The organism is Streptomyces guryensis (assembly GCF_021261325.1).
In the GTDB taxonomy this organism is placed as follows: domain Bacteria; phylum Actinomycetota; class Actinomycetes; order Streptomycetales; family Streptomycetaceae; genus Streptomyces; species Streptomyces guryensis.
The window spans coordinates 176229-196110 of sequence record NZ_JAJSBI010000001.1; the positions used below are offsets into that span (position 1 = coordinate 176229).

The window sequence follows — 19882 nt, forward strand, 5'->3', positions numbered from 1 at the left end:
ATTTTATTTGCAGTGAATCCAGACTGATTTATGCGCCCTGATTTGCCCGAAGTGGTTCGGCGTTCCGGCGCAGGACCTTCTTCGCCCCGCGCCGGGCGGCGTCATGGCAGAGGGTGGCGGCGAGCAGCGGCAACGTGCGCCGGCCGGCCAGCAGGAAACGCTGGTTGAAGACCGTCTCGGGGCACCAGCGGTACTTGTACGGCTCGTCGCCGCGCAGCAGGCTCAGGACCCGGCTCTCGCTGCGGGACGCAAGCTCGCTCGACGCGCGCATCAGCATCGTCGCCACGTCCACTTTGCGCTCCCGCAGCTGCGGGTGGAAGCCGTACAGGTAAATGCCCGCCAACCCGCCCGACAAAAGAGTCAGATTGACTGCCACCACCGAGCCCTCGAACAGGAACTCCGTCACCGCCGCCTGGCCGGACCGGGCCATGGGGACCACCGACCGCATCAGGTGTTCCAGAAACCGCGGCCGGGTGTGCTCCGGCGTGATCTTCTTGCCCTCCCACTGCAAACGGTGCAACTCGAGCAGTCGCCGCAGCGCGGTCTCCATCTCGTCATGGCTCACCACATGCCACTCGACACCGAGCCGGGCGAGTTTGTTCATCTTGTTGCGCACCACCCCCTGGGCGCGTGCCGACGGCAGCCGTTTGACCAGCTCGGTCATGGGTACCGCGGGCAGCTCCAGGCACATCGAGTCGCGCAGACGGCGGCGCGGACCGTGCCAGTGCCGGTAGACCTGCTCCACCGCGCTGCCCGGGCGGACCTCCCGGAAGTCGATCAGAGCGGTGCGGGCGGCGTCGGCCAGGGCGTCCGCCAGCGCAAGGCTGCCGTGCTCGGCCACAGCCTCGTCGAGCAGTACGTCGCAGAAGTCGGAGATGGCGCTGCCGATCGGCACCAGCTTGGGCACTGGCTGCCGCACGCGCATCAGCGGCGCGGCGGCCACCAGTTCATCGCCCTGGCGGACCAGGAAGAGCCGCAGCGCGTCCGGTGTGCCGTACGACAGCCACCAGGAGTGCAGCCAGGCATGGCTCTGGAACGCTGTCGCCGACGGGCAGGAGCCGTGCAGCCGTCCCCACTCCTCGGCCAGTGCGCCGAACGTCCGCTCGTCGGTGCACAGCTCCACCGACAGCCCGCGGCCGGACGCGGTCATCCGAGTGTCCCGTGGGCGTCCGCGGCGTGGGTCGGGCCGGGCACCACGGCCTGGGCCGGGGCGTCGTCCGCCGAGCGCCGCGGCCTGGCCAGCAGCGCGAGGCCGCCCAGCAGACCGCCGGCGCTCGCCCCCACGAGCGAGGTCAGTTTCCAGGACGCGGACGACGGCTCGGTGGGCCTCAGGGCACGCGAGAGGCGCTCGAGTCGGATTCCGGTGGTTGCCTTGGTGTGGTTCGCCTGGGTGACGAGTGCTCCGGCGACGGCGTCGGCCATCTCGACGGCCTTGCCCGGGCTCGACGAGGTCGCCGAGACCGCGACCATCGGCGCGTCCGGCGAGGTCGCGACCTGCATGCTCTGCCGCAGCTTCGAGGCCGGCACACCCGCCGCCACCTGCGCGTCCCCGAGCACCGCGAGCTGCGGGGCCACGCGGCCGTAGGCCTGTGCGAAGCCGAGCGCGTCGGCGCAGTCGACGTCGGACCGGCCGGATGCCACGGCGATGACGGAACTCGTCGCCGTGTACTGCGCGGGCTGCAACTGCCCGTACGTGCCGCCGGCCACAGCACCGAGCAGCGCGCCGGCCGGCAGCAGCCACCACGAGGGCAGCAGCTTCACACGCCCGTCTGCCCGGCGGGACGGCCGTGTGCGCTGAGCGAGGTTGTCGGTCATGGAGAACTCACTTCCAGGTTCGAGCCGGCCAGAGCGGCCGTGTACACATCCATCAACTGCCGGGCGCTGTGCGCGATGTCGTAGCGGTGCACAGCGGCCGGCACGGTCCGGTCGCCAGGTCCCGCCGCCTGCAGCCGCAGCAGTTCCCGCGCGTACGCCGCGGCGCCGCCCACGACGCGCCGGGCACCGGGTGCCGCCTCCGGCGGCAGGTCCTCGACGGCGGGGCAGTTCGCGTAGAGCACGGGGAGCCCGGCCGCCAGCGCCTCCACAACGGCCAGGCCGAAGGACTCCTCCGCCGACGGCGAGGCGAGCACGTCCATCGCGGACAGCAGGGCGACCAGGTCCGGTGCGTCGTCACCGGGGTCGGGCAGATACGGCCGCTCGCCCGTCAGCACCATCCGGTCCGCGACGCCCAGCTCCCGCGCGATGCGCCGCAGCATCTCCTCCTCGGGCCCGCCGCCGACCAGCAGCAGCCGTACGTCGCCGGGGAGTTGGGGCAGTGCTCTCACCAGCAGCTCGAAGCGCTTGCCCGCGGCGAGGCGCCCCACACCGCCGACGACGTACACGTCCTGAGGCAGCCCGTAGAACGCCCGGGCCTTCTTGCGGCCGACCTCGTCGAAGCGGAAGCGGGGCGCGTCGATGCCGTTCGGGATGACGCGGATGCGTGCCCCGGGAACGCCCCAGTGACGCAGCCGCTCGCCGACCGTCGGTGACACGGCGACCGTTGTGCGGCCGAGGCGCTCGCCCGCCAGGTACAGCGCGCGGACGCCCGGGGTCAGCGGCCGGCCCTCCAACCGGGTGTCGCCGATCGAGTGCTCGGTGGCCACGACGGCCCTGACTCCCGCGAGCCGCGCCGCGATCCGGCCGTAGAGACAGGCCCGGTACAGGTGGGTGTGCACGAGGTCGTAGCCGCCGGACCGGATCAGCCTGGTCAGGCGGGGCAGCGCGCCGAGGTCGTGGTTGCCCCGTATCCCGAGGTGGGTGACGCGGACGCCGTCGGCGGCCAGGCCCGCGGCGACCGCGCCGGGGTTGGTCAGGGTCACCACGTCGCACTGTGCGGGAAGATGCCGCAGCAACAGGCGCAGCTGCTGTTCCGCGCCGCCGACGCCGAGACCGGTGATGACGTGCAGGGCCCTCACACGGCCTCCACAGCGCGGCCGAAGCGCCGGGCCAGGCGCCGCTTCAGCGCCAGTCGCGCCGGGGTGTCGGCCTGCCCGACGTGGATACGGGGCAGCGCGAAGTCGCCGCAGCCGTCCGGGCCGGGGGTGATCGAGCAGGCGTACCGGTAACCGGCCCGGCGCACGGCGGCGGCGACCCGCTCGTCGAGATAGCCGTAGGGGTAGCAGAAACCCTCGACGTCGGCGCCGATGATCTTGGCGAGCTCGTGACGGCTGTCGTTGACCTCGGTGTGCAGCACCTGGTCCGTGGCCTTGGTCAGATCGAGGTGGGTCAGACCGTGCGAGGCGACCTCCATGCCCGCGGCGACGGCACGGCGGATGCCGTCCACGTCGAGCAGCGGCTTGCGCGGCCCCATCGGCTCCCACGCGTTCTCGCCGCCGAGCCGCCCGGGCAGTACGAACACCGTCGCCGAGAAGCCCTGGCGGTGCAGCACGGGCAGGGCCATCGTGTCGAAGTCGGCGTATCCGTCGTCGAAGGTGAGCCCCACCAGGCCGCGCTCCGCGCCACGGGCGCGTGCCGCGAGCAGTTCCCCGATGCTCACCCCGCGCAGGCCGCGGCGCGACATCCAGGCGAGCTGGCGCTCGAGCTGCGAGGGGGTGACGGTGACGTTGTACGGGTCGTCCGGACACTCCGAGACGGAGTGGTACATGGCCACCCAGACGGCGGGGCCACGCTTGGAACGCCTTTTGGCGGGCGGGTGCGGTGCAGCGGAGACGTCAGCGACCATGGCCCAGCTTTCGTGTGACGGAGTGACGGACGAACTGCATGACGGGAAGCAGAAGAGACCGTGCACCAGCCGCATCGAGGAGCCAGGCCAGCAGCAGGAAGACGGCGGTCACACAGGTGCAGCAGACGGCGAGGGACGCCGCGGGAGAGGCGAACAGCCCCGCGCAGAGCAGCCCGGCCGGGGTGGCGCACAAGGCCGCGCACACAGGCCGGACCAGTTGGACGACGACCCGGCGGACGCGTACGGGCACGCTGGCCGGCCCCAGGCCGTTCAGCAGGAGCAGCGCGGCGAGGGTGATGCCGGTCGCGTTGGCCGCGGCGATGCCCAGCGCACCCCAGTACGGGACGGCCCAGGCGTCGATGACGACGGTGGCGAGCGCGCCCACGCTCATCGCGCCCAGCGGGAACCAGGTGGTACGGCCGCCCGCGAAGTACGACCGCACGAGTGCCCCCACCAGCGTCTGCCCGAGCAGTCCGGCCGCGTACACCCGCATGACCGCGGCGGTCGTGGCGGTGTCCCGCGCAGTGAACGCCCCGCGCTGGAACAGGAGCTGGACGATCTGCGGCGCGCAGGCCACGATCACCGCGGCGCCGAGCAGGACGAGGCAGGCGATCAGTGCGATGTCCCGCTCGACCCGGTCCCGGGCGCCCCGGCTGTCGCCCTCCGCGATGGCCTGCGCCACCACCGGGAAGGTGACGACACACAGCATGAGCGACAGCGACATCGGCAACTGGGCGACCTTCTGGGCGTAGTTGAGGTGCGAGATGGCGCCGGCGGGCAGCCCGGAGGCGAAGTAGCGCTCGATGAGGACCTGCGACTGCCGGCACAGGGCGAAGAGCAGGACCGCGCAGACGAGACCGGGGGCGAGCGGCCGGCCCTCGTCCGCGGCGTGGACGGAGACGAGCCGGCCGGGCCGCCCTGCGACCTGCCGCACCAGGGACGGCGTCTGTACGGCGACCATGAGGCATCCGCCGAGGGCGACACCGAGAGCGGCGGACCGTACGCCCCAGTGCTCACCGAGGACGAACATCGCGGCGATGATCGCGATGTTGTACGCGATGTTGATCGAGCCGGGCGCGAGATACGAACGGTGGGCTCGCAACGCCGCACTGCAGTACCCGGCCAGCCCGACGCTCAGCACGCAGGTCGCGGTCAGCCGGGTGCAGGAGACGGCGAGGGACGAATCAGGCAGACCGGGCGCCAGGACGGAGACCAGCAGCGGTGCCCCGGCCACGGTCGCGGCGGCCGCCGCGGCGAAGGCGAGGCACAGCCGCGGCAGGGAGGCGGCGATCAGGGCGTGCACGGGGTCGGGAGTGCTGTGCCCGCGCGCCCGCCGCGCCAGCGCCATGCTGAACGCGGGCACGAGCACGAACGCCATGCCGTCCTCGATCAGCAGGGTTGCCGCCAGCTCGGGCACCGTCCAGGCCACCAGGAACGCGTCGGTCGCCGCGCCGGCGCCGAAGAGGTGTGCGAGCGCCTGGTCCCGCCCGAGGCCGAGCACCGCCCCGGCCATGGACAGCGCGGCGGACAGCAACGTCGCCTTGGCGAGGAAACGGCGCGAGGGCGGGTCCGCGCGCAGGGCGGCTTCCGGGGCGTGATCGGCGCCCGCCGGGAGCGGGCCGCCCACGCCGGTCGTGCGGTCGGCGGGGCCCGCGGTCTTCGCGGTTCCGGACGTCATCGCACGCCCGATACGGCGGCCGGGCCGGTCGTCGCCTCGCCTGCCAGCGACCACCAGGCGGCGAGGCCGAGGCAGACGGCCGTCAGGACGGTGGAGGGGCCACCGATGTCGGCGTACAGAAAATTCACGAGCTGCCAGGGCAGCAGCCCGCAGGCCGCGAGCGCGCAGTCCCGGGCGGGTCCCGCCCGCCGCAGCCTGCCGAGCGCGCAGACCAGCAGGGCCGCCCAGCTGCCCGCCACCGTGAGCAGCCCCAGCAGGCCCTGCTCGCTCAGGAGCAGCATGTACATGTTGTGCGGGGAGAGCAGGGGCTGGCGCCTGAAGGCCTGGCCGTCGCCCTCCGTGTCGCTGCCCGAGGACAGCGCGAGCGAGGCGTGGGAGTCCCGGTGGGCGGGAAAGGCCTTCAGTCCCACGCCCGTGACCGGGTGCTCGCGCCACATGTCGATGGACGCCGCCCACATGGTGTACCGGTCGACGACCGACTGGTCCGGCGCGCCGGCCACCTGGGTGATGCTGGCCAGCCGCTCCTGCAGCGCCGAGCCGCCCACCCCGAACCCGCCCACCAGCACCACCGAGGCCGCGGCCGCCGCCGCGAACACCAGCACCGCCCGCCGCACCCCGGCCAGCAGCAGCTGCGCCCCGCAGCTCACGGCCGTGGCGATCCAGGCACCCCGGCTGAAGGACAGCGCGAGCGGCACGAGCAGCGCCAGCGCACATCCGGCCGCCACCACCCGGTGCCGCCGCGCACCCGTCCCGAGCGCGAGACCGGTCAGCGCCACCACTCCGGACGCGACGACGGCCGCCATCCCCATCACGTCATGCGGCCCGAAGGTGCCCACCGCCCGCACGTAGTTCCCCTGGTACGAGGCTCCGGTTCCGGTGAGGTACTGGTGCACCCCGACGGCCCCCTGCCACAGCGCGAGGCCGGCCAGCGCCCAGAGCACCAGCCGGGCGTCGCGGCGGCCGCGCACGAGCAGCACCATCGCGACCGGGACGAGCACGAACACCTGGAGGTAGCGCGCCAGTCCCGTGATCGCGTCGCCGGACGTCACCGCCCCGGTCGCGGACACCGCGATGCCCACCACGGGCAGCCCGAGCACGACCGCCGCCGTCCGCGTCAGCGGGCGCCGCGCCCGTCGTACGGTGCACACGGCGGCCCAGAGCACGACCAGCCCGCAGGCCGCGTCGGCGGGCGTGGCGCCGCTGTCCGTCTCGGCCGGCAGCCCCAGCAGGGCGATCACCGCCAGGACGGGCAGAACGGGAGCGGCCCGGCGAAGCGCCGCAAGCTGCGGCACGAGCGGTACGGAGGCAGTCGCCGAGGTAGTGCTCACCCGCCTCAGCTCCCCGTCGGCCGCACGAACAGGACCGCCGTACGGGCCAGGATGCAGATGTCCTGCCACAGCGACCAGTTGTCGATGTAGGCGTTGTCGAAGCGGCACCGGTCCTCGATGGAGGTGTCGCCGCGCAGCCCGTGGATCTGGGCGAGCCCGGTGATCCCGGTCGGCATCCGGTGGCGCTCCCGGTAGCCGGGATAGGTCTGGCTGAACTTGGCGACGAAGTAAGGCCGTTCGGGCCTCGGACCGACCAGGCTCATGTCCCCGCGGCACACGTTCCACAGCTGCGGCAGCTCGTCCAGCGAGGTGCGGCGCAGGAACTGGCAGAAGCGGCTCATCTCCTGCTCGTTCGCCACGCTCCAGCGGGTCGCCGCCTCGTGCGCGCTGGCGGGCCGGTGGGTGCGGAACTTCAGCAGGGTGAACGGCCGCCCGTCCTTGCCGATCCGCTCCTGCCGGAACAGCACGCCGGGCCCGTCCATGCCCCGCAGCACCGCCGCGCACACCAGCAGCACCGGGCAGGCCAGCAGCAGCAACGAGCCCGAAAGCACCGCGTCGAGCACCCGCTTGCCCACCCCGACCCGCCGCCGTCCGCGCCCCGGACACAGCAGCCTGCGCGGGAAACCCGCCAGATGCCCGGCTCCCTCGCGCCGCCCGCCGAGTCCGTACGAGGGCGCCTCCGCGTCCAGCTCCCACACCACGCATCCGTACGCGGCGAGATCCCGCAGCAGGGCCGTCTTCTCCACCCGGGTGGCGGCGCCCACCACGAGCACCGTCTCCACGCCGTTCTGGATGACCGCCCGACGCGCCTCCTGATCCGTGGTCAGCAGCGGCAGCTCGGGACCCTCACCGGACCGGGCCAGCACGTCGAGGGGGTCGCCGACCACGCCCACCGGCCGCACTCCGCAGCCCGGTTGACGCAGCAACGCGGCCGCGACCTTCCGGGCCGCCGCGACCGGGCCGACCACCAGCGCGGGATCGGGCCGGCGCCGCCGCGCCCGCCGCCCGTGCACCGCCGCGCGCCCCGAACAGGCCGCCGCGCAGTGCACGGCGAACGCGGTGACCAGTACGGCCGGCGGCAGCGGCCGCAGCGGAGAGAGCACCCCCACACCGGCCCAGCCTGCGGCGATCCGTCCGCAGACGGCGGGAAGTTCGTCGAGCACACCGCGCACGACGGAGCCGTCGTACAGCCGGGCCCGCCGGTTCAGCCCGATCACCCCCAGCGTCAGCAGGGCGATGACCAGCGGATACCTCGGAGCCCCGGGCACGACCAGGACCCCCAGCAGGGCGGCGCAGCCGTCGACGAGCGGCAGGGTCACCCAGCAGGCCCGCCGCGGCCGGCTCTCTCTCCGTCCGGCGGGCAGTCGACGTCCGGCTGCGGGGCCGCGCGGGGCGAGAACGGAGACAGAGCGCTCTGCCGCCCGCGGCTGCTGCCCCGTAGGAGGGGGAACGGTACTTTCCGCAGTCATCTGGTGATGCACTTCCTGCTCTAGTTGGGTACGGCGGCCGACGCGCCAACGGCGCCGAGCGGTTCGCCGAGCAATTCGCGGTACACGGCGGTCACGGCGTCCGCCGCCTGCCGCAGGTCATGAGCGGCGAGCACATGACGGCGGCCCTGCGCACCCAGCGCCGCGCGCAGCGGCTCGTCCCGCAACAACGCCGTCAGCGCCCGTGCCAGCGCGCCGGGGTCCTCCGCCGGCACCAGGCAGTACGGCAACTGCTCGGGAGGCAGGCTCTCGCGCGCCCCGTCCACGTCCGTGACCACGACCGGCCGGGCACACGCCATCGCCTCCAGCGGGGCGAGCGCCATGCCCTCCCAGCGGGACGGCAGGACCACGACGTCGGCGGCCCGGTACCAGGGGGCCGCGTCGGGCGCGGCACCGGCGAACAGCACCGAACCGGGCGCACCGGAGCGCAGCCGCTCCGCGTCCGGGCCCTCGCCGACCAGCACCAGCCGCGCCCCGGCCACCTGCCGCTCCACCTCGGGCCACGCCCGCAGAAGCACGTCCTGCCCCTTCTGGCGGCACAGCCGGCCCACGCACACGACGAGCGGCCCCGTCCCGGACCGGAAGTCGTCCCCCTCCGGCCGGAACCTGAGCGTGTCGACACCGTTGGGGACCACCCGCCACCGAGCGCTGATCCCGCACCGCGCCCCGGTCCGCTGCTCCGCCTCGCTGACGCACACGACGCGCGTCGCCCACCGCGCCCCCAGCCGTTCCCAGCCCAGCGCCAGATGCGCGACGATCCCGTCCGCGGCCTCGAACGACCAGGCGTGCGGCTGAAAGACGGTGGGGAGAGCGCCGCGTACGGCCAGCCGGGCCGCGAGTCCCGCCTTCGCGCTGTGCGCGTGCACCAGGTGCGGCCGCACCTCGCGCAGGATCCGCGCCAACCGCCGTACCTCGCCCGGGAGTCGGTGTCCCGGCGAACGGGTCGCGTCCCAGCGGAGCACCGTGCAGCCCGGCGCACGCAGGGCGTCCGTCAGCGTGCCACCCTCCGGACAGGCCACGGTCACCCGCAGCCCGGCGGCGAGCTGAGCCGCCACCAGGTCCGCCACGACCCGCGCGACACCGCCCTCGACGGGCTGGGTGACATGCAGGATGTGCGGCACGCGTGGGGAAAAACGCATGGGAAAGGATGCCCTTCCGAACAAAAGAGTCCGAGCCGGGGCCAGGACGTGCGGCTCGTGTTCTTGATATAAAAACCCGCACCCGTTCGAGAGCGTGAGGTTCGTTGTTCAACCGGCATCGCTGAAATCACGAGGTGAGCCACTCTAGCCGCTCAACCGTATTTATCTGCGGACCGGTCATCTGTGTCGGAATGGTGGCGTTTCCTTGAGCTATTTGTCGCCCTGGATCACCCATTTGGAGCCACGGCAACGGCAACAGGGTTTCCCGGAAGCCTCCCTCTCGTTAGGCCGGTCGAAGACGACTTACGAAAGAAAGGCACACGATGAAGACTCTGAAGGCTGCCGCCGTCGTAGCCGGTTCCCTCGCTCTTGCCGGTGTCGCCGTGCCTGCCGGCGCGGTGGACATGCCGGCCGGGGGCCTGGTGGACAGCGGGAAGACGGTCGCGAGTGGCGTCCCCACGGCAGCCAAGGTGTCGACGGGCTTCGTGGGCGACAACGTCGGCCAGGTGGCGCAGAGTGTGAAGGACAGCGTGAAGGGCAGCATGAAGGAGGCGGGCATGAAGGGCCCCGTCGTCGGTGGCACCCTGCCCAACCCCGCCCTGCCGGCCACCGCGGCCGACGGCAAGCTGCTGGGCGGGCTCCCGGTCGGCAAATAGCAGGCCGGACGGCACGGCGACAACCTCGCCGCCCGTGGGTTCGACGATTCGGGTCGGCTCCGTATTCCTCGGAGTCGGCCCTTCGGCATATGCGGGAGAGTGATTAGTCAGGTGAAATGCGATCACGCTCCGTGCGCTGGGCCGAATGAACGACTCAGGGTGACTGCAGACGGCAGAGTGCCGTTGTTCCCAGTGGAATGACCCGGTACGGCGGGGGGCGCCTTTCCCTCCTTGTTGGCGCGCTCTTCGTCGGCCACCTCCTGATCGCGGGGCCTGTCCGCAGCAGATGCGGACGGGCCCCGCGGCATGTGCGGCCCGGAAAAGACATCGGCGGGGCCTGGACATAGGCGGGGCCCGGACATCTGCGGGGCCCGGAAAAGAAGGGTGCGTAAAGCCGATGGCGGCCCACCGGAGTTCCGGTGGGCCGCCATCCGCGTGAAGTACGGCTCAGAAGAACAGGCCGCCCGAGTACGGGGCGTTCTGCGACTGGTCGACGGCCGCCGTGTTGCACGCGGCGTAGTGCGAGTTCGGGGCCACCACGCCACCGAGGACGGCACCGTTGGACCACGGAGCGATGCAGCGCCCGTCGATCAGCGAGCCGTTGATGACGGCGACGCCCTGCTGCGGGGCGTTCACGACGATCGGGGACTCCGAAAAGCCGTTGCCGCCGGTGACGGTGGTGTTGGAGTCGTTGGCCGAGGCGGCGCCACCGGCCGCGAGCACGAGGCCCGCGGCGAGGGCGGAAATGACCGTAACCTTGTTACGCATAGGATGCGCCTTTCGGTGGGGCGGTTGGGATTTCCGTGCTCCGAATTGCTCGGAGTAGGTCAGAAGAACAGGCCGCCCGAGTACCGGGCGTTCTGCGACTGGTCGATCTTCGCCGTGTTGCACGCGGCGTAGTGCGAGTTCGGGGCCGCGACGCCGCCGAGCACGGCACCGTTGGACCACGGCGCGACGCAACGGAGGTCGGCGACCGAGCCGTTGACGACGGCAACCCCCTGCTGGGGAGAGTTGACGACGACCGGGGACGACGAGAAGCCGCCTCCCCCCGTGACGTCGGTGCAGTCCTCGGCCGCGGCGGTGCCGGCCGCCACGAGGACGAGGCCCGCGGCGAGGGCGGAAATGGCCGAAACCTTGTTACGCATGGGATGCGCCTTTCCGGGCTGTTTTGGGTGGTGCACCTGCTCCGAATAGCTCGGTGCAGATCAGAAGAACAGGCCGCCCGAGTACGGGGCGTTCTGCGACTGGTCGACGGCCGCCGTGTTGCACGCGGCGTAGTGCGAATTCGGGGCCACGACGCCGCCGAGGACGGATCCGTTGGACCACGGGGCGATGCAACGACCGTCAACGAGCGTCCCGTTGACAACCAGAACGCCCTGCTGAGGGGCGTTCACGACGACCGGCGACTCCGAAAAGCCGCTGCCGCCCTTCACGGTGGTGTTTTGGTCGTTGGCCGAGGCAATACCGACGCTGCTGACCATGGCGCCGATGGTGAGGGCCGTGATGACCGCGAACTTCCTGGGCAACTCAGTTCCTTCCTCAATTCACGGTTGCGCACGCTTGCATACCAGGAAACCTTGATATGCGCGTATAAGTCACGGGAGAAGCGCCTAAACATGGTTTATTCCGTCGGATGGCGCAATGCCCCAGGTTCCGGAGGGTCGGACCGTAATGGATCCGGAATCCGTGTGGCGTAAATGAACGACAATCCGAAAATGGAACGGGCGTCGACATGTGTCCGGCCCACCGGAAGGGAGAGGGCCGGTGGGCCGGACAAATGATTCGAATGAGGGTTTTCGCCGGTACGGCCGGCTCCTACGGTTTCCGTCTCGTCACTTGCTGAGCAGGTTTCCCAGCCCGGCGGAGGTCGGTGCCTGCAGCGGGTGGACCTGAACGACGCCGTTTCCGGCCGGGTTCTTCACCGGAATCGTGGGCTTCTTGGAGGCGTTCGGGTCCATGCCGTCGAGGTAGACGCCCGAGACTCCCGGCGTCTTCTTCTCGTCGAAGGCGCTACCGTTGGCCAGTTTGCCGTTGCGGGCCAGGCGCGACACGACGTCGGCCGCGGGCACCACCGCCGGGGTCACCTTGGTCGGGGACATGAGACCGAGCAGGCCGCCCGACGCGGCCGGTGCGGCCGGTGGAGTGGCGGCCGACGCCGCGACGGCGGACCCACCCACGAGGCCCGCGCCGATGGCCAACGCCGCAGTGGTGAAAATTGCCTTCTTCATGATTCACCTCGGTTGAAAGTTACCTCTGATCCGACGGCTGGAGAACATAGCAGTCCAAGCCCTCCGTAAAAGCGATGCGTTACTCCATACGCATGAAAGTCAGAGGAGTGAACAATCCTTTGCGTACGGTGCCCTCAAAGGGGTTCGGATGGTCGGGGAATCGATTGATCGTATGGTGGGTGCGGTTTGGGCCGGATGGGTAGTGTGAAAGAGGAATTCCAGCGGTGCGGACGGTGCTTCGGCCGGGGCGGCCGCTTCGCGGCCCTACCCTCACCGCCATGACCGCCGACAGTGCCAAGCCCATGCCGACCGCGTCCCCTGCCACCGGCAAGTCGCTCACTTGGTCGGAGGAGTTCGACGCCCCCATCGCCTGGGGGACCAAATGGGTCGGCGACAGAACCAGCGCCTACCGCTACGGCAACCACAATCCGGACGACAACAAGCTCGACTGGCTCAGCCCCGGCTGTGTGACCGTCTCGGAAGGCGTGGCCACGTTCACCGCCACCCCGGCCGGCCACACCCTGGAGAACGGCCGGCCGGCCTGGCACACCGGCCTGCTCACCACCGAGTACTCCGCCGAGGGCTTCCAGGTGCGGACCGGTGACTACGCCGAGACGCGCGTCAGACTGCCGTCCGGGACCGGTGCCTGGCCGGCGCTGTGGACCTGGAAGGACGGCGGGAACGAGATCGACTCGTTCGAGTACCACCCCGACAACCCGAACCTGCTGGAGCTGTCCAACCACGTCAACCACGCCTGCACCTATCACACCGATGCCGACGCGATCGCCCCGAACGAGTGGGTGACCATCGGCAGCCGCTACGGCAGGCACTCCGTCGACTGGTACGTCAACGGCGAACAGGTCTTCCGCGACGGCGTCGGTGTGGGCGCCCACTGGTCGGCGTACCTGATCCTCAATCTGTCGCTGAGCGCCGGCAGGTACCACCCGGCCCCCTCCGGTCCGGGGCCCGTCACCTTCGCCGTCGACCACCTTCGCGTCTACCGCTGAGTGTTCTCGAAAGGAACCCCCATGCGTGAACTGCCCGCGCGGCGTATCGCGTCCGTCGCTCTCTGCGTCTCCCTCCTGGTCGGCATCGCCGCCCCGGCCGCGGTCGCGGCCGACTCCGCACGGGAGCGCACCCGCACGTCGTCCCGCTCACCCGTCCCCGGGGCGGATGAGCTGCTCGCCCAGGTCAAGAAGCTCGGCGATCTAGGGGGCGTGCTCACCCCGGTCGCCAGACTGCTCAACGCCGTACTGAAGGCGGACGGCGGCCAACTGTCCGTCGCCGAGGCGCAGAAGCTCGCCGACAGCGTGAAGGACGCCATCGCCAAGGTCACCGCGGAGAGGACCAAGGAGCCCAAGGGCGACGCGCTCACCGCTCTGAAGAAGGCGGTCGACGCCCTGCTCGCGGCCGTCACCTCCGGCGACGATGACAAGGTCGCCCCGGCCGTCACCGGCATGGTGACCACCCTGGGCAAGGTGCTCGGCGCGGCGACAACGGCGGCGAGCCCCGCTCCGGCCGCCGGTCACCCCGGCGAGAAGGCGGCGGGCCATACGGCAGGCCGCCGATAAGGTCATCCGGTTTCGGACGGCTGCCCCTGACCCGTTGGTGGGATTTTTGGACGAAATGACCTATCGGTTCCGTCAGTGTCCCGGGTGCGCACAGCATCGTATGGCCGTACCGGTGTTGGGCGTACGAGGGAGCAGGCCATGGTCGTCACTGCCGACGGGGTGCCGATGGGTGGAGAGCAGCGGGCGAGGCGGGCGATAAGGCGCCGGGTGCTCGCCTCCCTCGCCGCTCTCGCGCTCGCACCCGTCCTTGCCGCCTCGCGCGTCCCGCGGCGCGCCCTCGGCTCCGGGGGTGCGGCGGAATCGGCCTTCGACGAGGTCTACCGCGGCCGCCGTATCCGGGGCTCCCTGCTCACCGCCGCCGGACCCCGCGCAGGCGGCCACGCGTGGCAGGTCACCGTGGACGGTCACCCGCTGCATCTGATGCGCCGCTCCGACGGCACCTGGCTGAGCATGGTCAACCACTACAGCTCGTACCGGACCTCGCTGGAGGCGACCCGGGCGGCCGTCGACGAACTCGGCCCCGGGCAGGGGCTGCGCGACCTGGCCCCGGGCCCGCTCGACGGGGGCCCCGTGCACATGGGGGACGACCATGGCGTACGTGCGTAAGGACGTGAGCACGCTGACGCGCGAGGAGCGGCGACGGTTCGTCAACGCCCTGCTCCAGATCAAATGGCGGGGAGAGTACGACGAGTTCGTGCGACTCCACATCGCGTACTACACCTCCGACGGTGAGAGCGGCCTGCGTTCGGCCCACATGGGGCCGTCCTTCCTGCCCTGGCACCGCCGTTTCCTGCTGGACCTGGAGCGGGCGCTGCAACGGGTTGACGAGTCGGTGACGGTGCCCTACTGGGACTGGACGCGGGACCGTTCGGCGACGTCCGTGCCGTGGACCGACGACCTGCTCGGCGGCAACGGGCGCAGTTTCGACCGCCAGGTCGTCACCGGGCCGTTCGCCCATGTGCAGGGCTACTGGCCCATCAGGGAGGGCGTCATCGACGCCGTGTTCCTCACCCGGGACCTCGGCCGCCCCCATGACCCCATCGAGCTGCCGACGGAGGAGGAACTCGAGGCGGCGCTCGCCGACCCGGTCTACGACACCGAGCCCTGGGACTCCACCTCCGAGGAGGGGTTCCGCAACAAGCTGGAGGGGTGGGGGACCGGAGAGGACGCCGCCGCCCTGCACAATCACAACCTCGTGCACCGCTGGGTCGGCGGGGCCATGCTGGGCGGCGCCTCCGTCAACGACCCCGTGTTCTGGCTGCACCACGCCTTCGTCGACCTGCAGTGGACGCTCTGGCAGCGACGGCACAGGAACGGCGCACCACAGTATCTGCCCACCCGTCAGCCCGGCCCCCGCAGCGGACAGCGCGGGCGCATCGTCGCCCGCTACGAGCCGATGCCGCCGTGGGGCGTGACGCCGGACCAGATGGAGGACGTGAGTCAGATCTACCGGTACGCCTGACGATTCCCGCCTCGGTCACGCCTTGCGGCTGCTTGTCTCAGCCGAGCCGGCGTACCGGCGCCCCGTCCAGGAACGCCCGGATGTCCTCCACCGCCTCCCGGTAGTACGTCTCGTAGTTCGCCCGCGACACATAGCCGAGGTGGGGTGTGGCGAGCAGGCGGGGAGCCGTGCGCATCGGGTGGTCGGCGGGGAGGGGCTCGATGTCGAAGACGTCGATGCCCGCGCCGGCGATACGGCCCTCGTGCAGGGCGGTGAGCAGGGCGTCCTGGTCGACGATCGCGGCGCGGGAGGTGTTGATCAGGTAGGCGGTGGGCTTGAGGAGGGCGAGTTCGGCGGGGCCGAGCAGGCCTCGGGTGCGGTCGCCCAGGGCCAGGTGGACGGAGACGTAGTCGCTTTCCGACAGCAGCTCCTCCTTCGAGGCGGCGAGTTCGACGCCCACCTCGTCGGTGTACTCCTTGGTGAGGTTCTGGCTCCAGGCGCTGACGTGCATGCCGAAGGCGGTGCCGACCCGGGCGACCCGGCTGCCGATCTTGCCGAGGCCGAGCAGTCCGAGGCGGCGGCCGTGCAGGTCGGCACCGACCGTCCGCTGCCAAGGGCCGCCGGAACGAAGGGAGTTGCTCTCCTCGACGATGCCCCGGGCGAGGCCGAGGAGCAGGGCCCAGGTCAGTTCGACGGGCGGCGTCGAGGTGCTCGCCGTACCGCACACGGTGACGCCCTGTGCCTCGGCGGCGGCGTAGTCGATGACGCTGTTGCGCATGCCGGAGGCGACGAGCAGCTTCAGCCGGGGCAGGCGGGTCAGCAGCGAGGACGGGAACGGGACGCGCTCGCGCAAGGTGACGACGATGTCGAAGTCGGCGAGGGCCGAGGCGAGGGCGTCCTCGGTGTCGAAGTGTTCGCAGAAGCTGACGGTCTCCACCCGGTCGGCCACGGGTGACCAGTCGGCGAGCTCCGTCGCCACCTGCTGGAAGTCGTCGAGCACAGCGCAGCGCAGCCGCACGGCGGGTCCCTTTCGTCGGCGCGGTCGGGTGACAGGGCGTGCTCAGCAATGGTCGCGTATGCGCGGATCCGCGATCCAGTCGAGTAGGCATAGATCAAATAAGCCTTTAAAGATTGCGCAAGCCGAGAACCATTACACTCGCCACTCCATGCCGCGGGCGTCCAACCATCGGGGGGAGATACATGCGGTTCGTGTGTGTGCGGGCGATGCTCGTGACCGGTGTGCCGGCCGCTGCCGCGGCCGTGTTTCTGTTCCTCGGGTTCGGCGCGGGGGCTTTCGCCGGGCGGCCCTACGTCGGACAGGGGCTGATCACGGCCGGTCTGGTTGCCGGGGCCGTGGCCGCGGGGACGGCGGTCGGCGACATCGCCTGGTTCCTGATGGCGGCCCGCGGCCGCCCCGACCCGGACGACGGCGCGACGGGGAGCGGCGAGACGGAGGTCCGGGCACAGCCGGACGCCTAGGAACCCAGCGGCGTTGTCGTCGGCTGCCGACGCTCCGCGTCGCCCATGAGCCCGCTCGGGGCAGTCGGCCGGAGCCCTGCCCTGCACCGGTCCGACCCGCCGGACAGCCCCTAGACTGTTCCGGCGCGGTTGCGGTGCGGTGGTCAGGGTGGGACGGGAGAGGGTTGTGGCGGCAGACATCGGGGGCTTCGAGGATCCGTCCGCCGAGGTACTGGCCGAGGCGGCCGCCGCCTTCGGACTGCTGGCCTCCGCGGCCCGGCTGCACCTCGTGTGGCTGCTGGCGCAGGGCGAGAGCGATGTCACCCACCTCGCCGACCGGGTGGGCGGGGCCCTGCCCGCGGTCAGCCAGCATCTGGCGAAGCTGAAGCTCGCCGGGCTCGTGCGGTCCCGGCGGGAGGGGCGGCGGCAGATCTACTTCGTCGACGATCCCGACGTCGTCACCGTGGTCCGGGTGATGGTGGGTCAGCTGGCCGCGCGTGCCGGCGGGGCGTCCGCGTCCGCGCCCGTGCACGCGCTGCGCGGGGCCGGTGGCTGACGCCACCGCGGCCTCGGAACCGGACCCCGGGGTGCTCGTTTCCGCGGGAGGGCCGGGCCCTGCGACCCTGCTGCAGACGCTGCGGCGTCTGGGCAGCGGGCCGCGTGGTCTGACGGAGGCGCAGGCCGAGGAGCGGCAGGCCCGCTTCGGGGCCAACATGCTGCCGACGCACCGGGACGCCTCCTGGCCGAGAGTGCTGCTGCGCAGTCTGCGCGATCCGTTCACCGCCGTACTGCTGTGCCTCGGGCTGGTGTCGGCGGCGGTGGCCTCCTGGGACACCGCCTGCGTGATCCTCCTGCTGGTCGCCGTGAGCTGTGTGCTGCGTACGTCGGGGGAGTACCGGGCCGGCCGGTCCATGGCCGCGCTGCGCGGCCTGGTCGCCACCACGGCCACCGTCCTGCGCCGCACCGGGGAGGATCTGCCGCCGGACGCGCGGGAGATCCCGGTGGACGAGCTGGTGCCGGGCGATGTGATCCGGCTCGGTCCCGGCGACCTCGTCCCCGCCGACGTACGACTCCTGCGTGCGCAGGGCCTGACCGTGCACCAGTCCGCGCTCACGGGCGAGTCGGCCCCCGTGGCGAAGGACGCCGCCGACGGGGCGGCCGGTGCGGGCGGTGGCCCGTTCGACCGGCCCCAGCTCTGCTTCCAGGGCAGCAGTGTCGCGTCCGGCAGTGCCACCGCGGTCGTGGTGGCGACCGGCGCGCGGACCCGGTTCGCCGCGGCCCACGGCCGTACGGACGTCCGGCCCGAGGCGAGCGCCTTCGACCGGTCCGTGCACGGCATCTCCTGGATCCTCATCCGGTTCATGCTGCTGACCCCGCCGCTGGTCCTGATGGCCAACGCCGCCCTGCGCGACCGCGGTCTGGAGACACTGCCGTTCGCCGTCGCGGTGGCGGTCGGGCTGACGCCGGAGATGCTGCCGGTCATCGTCACCATGTGTCTGGCGCGCGGCGCCTCGCTGCTGGCCCGCACCCACGGCGTGATCGTCAAGCGGCTGCCCGCGCTGCACGACCTCGGCGCCGTCGACGTGCTGTGCCTCGACAAGACCGGCACGCTCACCCAGGACCGCCCGGTCCTCCACAGCGCCCTCGGCCCGGACGGCCGGGACGACCCCGAGGTGCTGCGCTGGGCCGCGGTGAACGCCTGGTGGACCCTGCAGCTCGCCGACCTGCCCGCCCCGGACGCCCTCGACGACGCGGTCCTGGACGCGGCCGGCGGGGCCGACGAGGACGGTGCCATGGCGTACGACGGGGTGGCGGCCCTTCCGTTCGATCCGCTGCGGCGCCTCGCGACCGCCGTCGTCCGTACGCCGGGGCGGCTGGGCACGCACACCCTGGTCGTCAAGGGGGCCGCCGAAGCCGTCCTGGAGCGGTGCGTACTGGAGGACGGCGAACGCGCGGAACTGCTCGCGCTGGCGGCACGGCACGCGGACGACGGGCTGCGGGTGCTGGCCGTGGCCACCGCGGACCGCCCCGCCCGGACCCGCGAATACACCGCCGCCGACGAACGCGGCCTGGACTTCCGGGGCTTCGTCGCCTTCAAGGACGCGCTCGCCCCCACCGCCGCCGAAGCGCTGAAGGTCCTCGCCGACCGGGGTGTCACCGTGAGGATTCTCACCGGCGACCACCCGGGCACCGCCGTCCGCGCCTGCCGTGACCTGGGCATCGCCGTACCACCTGACGGTGTGCTCACCGCCGACGGCATCGACTCGCTCACCGACGCCGAACTCGCCGCGGCCGCCGCCCGCACCGTCGTCCTCGCCCGCTGCACCCCCGAGCACAAGGCCCGCTTCGCCGCCGCCCTGCGGGCCGGCGGACACACCGTCGGCTACCTCGGCGACGGGGTCAACGACCTGCCCGCGCTGCGCGCCGCCGACGTCGGCATCGCACCTCGCGACGCGGTGGCCGTCGCCCGGGAGAGCGCCGACGTGGTCCTGGCCGACAAGGACCTCACCGCGATCGACCACAGCATCGCCGCCGGCCGGTACTCCGGGGGCAACATCGCCACGTATCTGCGCATCACCCTCTCCTCCAACCTCGGCAACGTCATCGCGATGCTCGGCGCCGGCCTCCTGCTGCCGTTCCTGCCGATGCTCCCCGCACAGGTGCTGGCGCAGAACCTGTGCTTCGACGCCGCGCAACTGGCCTTCGCATACGACCGGCCGCATCCGTCGGTGCTGCGCCGCCCGACCGTGCTGCGCCCACGCGACCTGCTGCGCTTCATCATCGGCTTCGGCGTCCTCAACGCGGTCGCCGACCTGGCCACCTTCGGCGTGCTGGAGCTCGCCCTGCACGGACCCGGGGGGCTGGACGACCGGGCGGTGTTCCACTCCGGCTGGTTCACGGAGAACCTGCTCACCCAGGCCCTCGTGATGGTGCTGCTGCGCGCCGGGCGCCGCGAGGCGGGGCGGGGGCCCGGGTCGATCGGCTGGGCGGCGGGCGCGCTGGCCGCCGCAGGACTGCTGCTGCCGGTCTCCCCGCTCGGCTCGCTGCTGGGCCTCACGCCGCTGCCGCTCCTCTACTACCTGCTGCTGGCCGCCGTTCTCGCGCTGTACACCGTCGGACTGATGGCTGTCAGAAGGGCCCCATGGTTGTACAGTTGCGCAACGTAGCAACCGTG

General features: G+C 71.8%; 21 protein-coding genes. 8 read left to right on the forward strand and 13 right to left on the reverse strand.

The window, feature by feature from the left end:
• Positions 1-28 precede the first annotated feature (28 nt).
• From LJ657_RS00785 to LJ657_RS00820, 8 genes are read right to left on the reverse strand one after another with little or no spacing between them, the layout of a single operon-like run.
• On the reverse strand, positions 29-1150 hold the full coding sequence (locus LJ657_RS00785) for a GNAT family N-acetyltransferase (RefSeq protein ID WP_232646129.1): 1122 nt from the start codon (positions 1148-1150) through the stop codon (positions 29-31).
• Complete coding sequence (locus LJ657_RS00790) at positions 1147-1815, reverse strand: YveK family protein (protein WP_232646130.1); 669 nt, start codon at positions 1813-1815, stop codon at positions 1147-1149. The genes LJ657_RS00785 and LJ657_RS00790 overlap by 4 nt, the downstream gene beginning before the upstream one ends.
• The gene (locus LJ657_RS00795; RefSeq protein WP_232646131.1) at positions 1812-2954 is read right to left on the reverse strand and encodes a glycosyltransferase; all 1143 of its coding nucleotides are present in this window, start codon (positions 2952-2954) and stop codon (positions 1812-1814) included. Before LJ657_RS00795 ends, LJ657_RS00790 begins: the two co-directional genes overlap by 4 nt.
• Positions 2951-3721 (reverse strand): polysaccharide deacetylase family protein, encoded by a 771-nt coding sequence (locus LJ657_RS00800; protein ID WP_232646132.1) that lies wholly within the window; start codon positions 3719-3721, stop codon positions 2951-2953. The genes LJ657_RS00795 and LJ657_RS00800 overlap by 4 nt, the downstream gene beginning before the upstream one ends.
• The gene (locus LJ657_RS00805) at positions 3711-5399 is read right to left on the reverse strand and encodes a lipid II flippase MurJ (protein WP_232646133.1); all 1689 of its coding nucleotides are present in this window, start codon (positions 5397-5399) and stop codon (positions 3711-3713) included. The genes LJ657_RS00800 and LJ657_RS00805 overlap by 11 nt, the downstream gene beginning before the upstream one ends.
• On the reverse strand, positions 5396-6727 hold the full coding sequence (locus LJ657_RS00810; RefSeq protein WP_372487782.1) for an O-antigen ligase family protein: 1332 nt from the start codon (positions 6725-6727) through the stop codon (positions 5396-5398). The genes LJ657_RS00805 and LJ657_RS00810 overlap by 4 nt, the downstream gene beginning before the upstream one ends.
• 5 nt (positions 6728-6732) lie before the next feature.
• Positions 6733-8196 carry an exopolysaccharide biosynthesis polyprenyl glycosylphosphotransferase gene (locus LJ657_RS00815; protein WP_232646134.1) on the reverse strand — a complete coding sequence of 488 codons (1464 nt, stop codon included), beginning with the start codon at positions 8194-8196 and terminating at the stop codon, positions 6733-6735.
• A gap of 20 nt (positions 8197-8216) precedes the next feature.
• Complete coding sequence (locus LJ657_RS00820) at positions 8217-9353, reverse strand: glycosyltransferase (protein WP_232646135.1); 1137 nt, start codon at positions 9351-9353, stop codon at positions 8217-8219.
• Positions 9354-9676: 323 nt separating this feature from the next.
• Between LJ657_RS00820 and LJ657_RS00825 the strand changes: the two genes are divergently transcribed.
• Positions 9677-10009: a hypothetical protein gene (locus LJ657_RS00825; protein ID WP_232646136.1), complete on the forward strand. Its 333-nt coding sequence runs from the start codon at positions 9677-9679 to the stop codon at positions 10007-10009.
• A 447-nt stretch (positions 10010-10456) separates the two neighbouring features.
• Here the strand turns inward: LJ657_RS00825 and LJ657_RS00830 are convergent, their stop codons facing one another.
• From LJ657_RS00830 to LJ657_RS00845, 4 genes are all read right to left on the reverse strand, one after another.
• Entirely contained in the window at positions 10457-10777 is a 321-nt protein-coding gene (locus LJ657_RS00830) for a hypothetical protein (RefSeq protein ID WP_232646137.1), read from the reverse strand.
• Between the two features lie 59 nt (positions 10778-10836).
• On the reverse strand, positions 10837-11154 hold the full coding sequence (locus tag LJ657_RS00835) for a hypothetical protein (RefSeq protein WP_232646138.1): 318 nt from the start codon (positions 11152-11154) through the stop codon (positions 10837-10839).
• A 60-nt stretch (positions 11155-11214) separates the two neighbouring features.
• Complete coding sequence (locus LJ657_RS00840; protein WP_232646139.1) at positions 11215-11490, reverse strand: hypothetical protein; 276 nt, start codon at positions 11488-11490, stop codon at positions 11215-11217.
• A 351-nt stretch (positions 11491-11841) separates the two neighbouring features.
• A complete protein-coding gene (locus tag LJ657_RS00845) occupies positions 11842-12237 on the reverse strand; it encodes a hypothetical protein (protein ID WP_232646140.1) in 396 nt (131 codons plus the stop codon).
• Positions 12238-12515: 278 nt separating this feature from the next.
• Here LJ657_RS00845 and LJ657_RS00850 point away from each other — a divergent pair, with 278 nt between their 5' ends.
• The 4 genes from LJ657_RS00850 to LJ657_RS00865 all read left to right on the forward strand — a co-directional run bounded on the left by LJ657_RS00850 (position 12516) and on the right by LJ657_RS00865 (position 15270).
• The gene (locus tag LJ657_RS00850; protein ID WP_232646141.1) at positions 12516-13244 is read left to right on the forward strand and encodes a glycoside hydrolase family 16 protein; all 729 of its coding nucleotides are present in this window, start codon (positions 12516-12518) and stop codon (positions 13242-13244) included.
• 21 nt (positions 13245-13265) lie between these two features.
• The gene (locus LJ657_RS00855) at positions 13266-13808 is read left to right on the forward strand and encodes a hypothetical protein (RefSeq protein ID WP_232646142.1); all 543 of its coding nucleotides are present in this window, start codon (positions 13266-13268) and stop codon (positions 13806-13808) included.
• 138 nt (positions 13809-13946) lie between these two features.
• Positions 13947-14414 (forward strand): tyrosinase family oxidase copper chaperone, encoded by a 468-nt coding sequence (locus tag LJ657_RS00860; RefSeq protein ID WP_232646143.1) that lies wholly within the window; start codon positions 13947-13949, stop codon positions 14412-14414.
• Positions 14398-15270, forward strand: a complete 873-nt coding sequence (locus LJ657_RS00865) for a tyrosinase family protein (RefSeq protein WP_232646144.1) — start codon at positions 14398-14400, stop codon at positions 15268-15270. Before LJ657_RS00860 ends, LJ657_RS00865 begins: the two co-directional genes overlap by 17 nt.
• 37 nt (positions 15271-15307) lie before the next feature.
• Here LJ657_RS00865 and LJ657_RS00870 read toward each other — a convergent pair whose 3' ends face one another.
• On the reverse strand, positions 15308-16267 hold the full coding sequence (locus LJ657_RS00870; RefSeq protein ID WP_232646145.1) for a D-2-hydroxyacid dehydrogenase family protein: 960 nt from the start codon (positions 16265-16267) through the stop codon (positions 15308-15310).
• A gap of 182 nt (positions 16268-16449) precedes the next feature.
• Between LJ657_RS00870 and LJ657_RS00875 the strand changes: the two genes are divergently transcribed.
• From LJ657_RS00875 to mgtA, 3 genes are all read left to right on the forward strand, one after another.
• Positions 16450-16728, forward strand: coding sequence for a hypothetical protein (locus LJ657_RS00875; RefSeq protein WP_232646146.1), 279 nt, complete (start codon positions 16450-16452; stop codon positions 16726-16728).
• 166 nt (positions 16729-16894) lie between these two features.
• Positions 16895-17263 (forward strand): ArsR/SmtB family transcription factor, encoded by a 369-nt coding sequence (locus LJ657_RS00880; protein WP_232646147.1) that lies wholly within the window; start codon positions 16895-16897, stop codon positions 17261-17263.
• Positions 17256-19874, forward strand: coding sequence for a magnesium-translocating P-type ATPase (gene mgtA, locus LJ657_RS00885; RefSeq protein ID WP_372487783.1), 2619 nt, complete (start codon positions 17256-17258; stop codon positions 19872-19874). Before LJ657_RS00880 ends, mgtA begins: the two co-directional genes overlap by 8 nt.
• Positions 19875-19882: the final 8 nt, after the last annotated feature.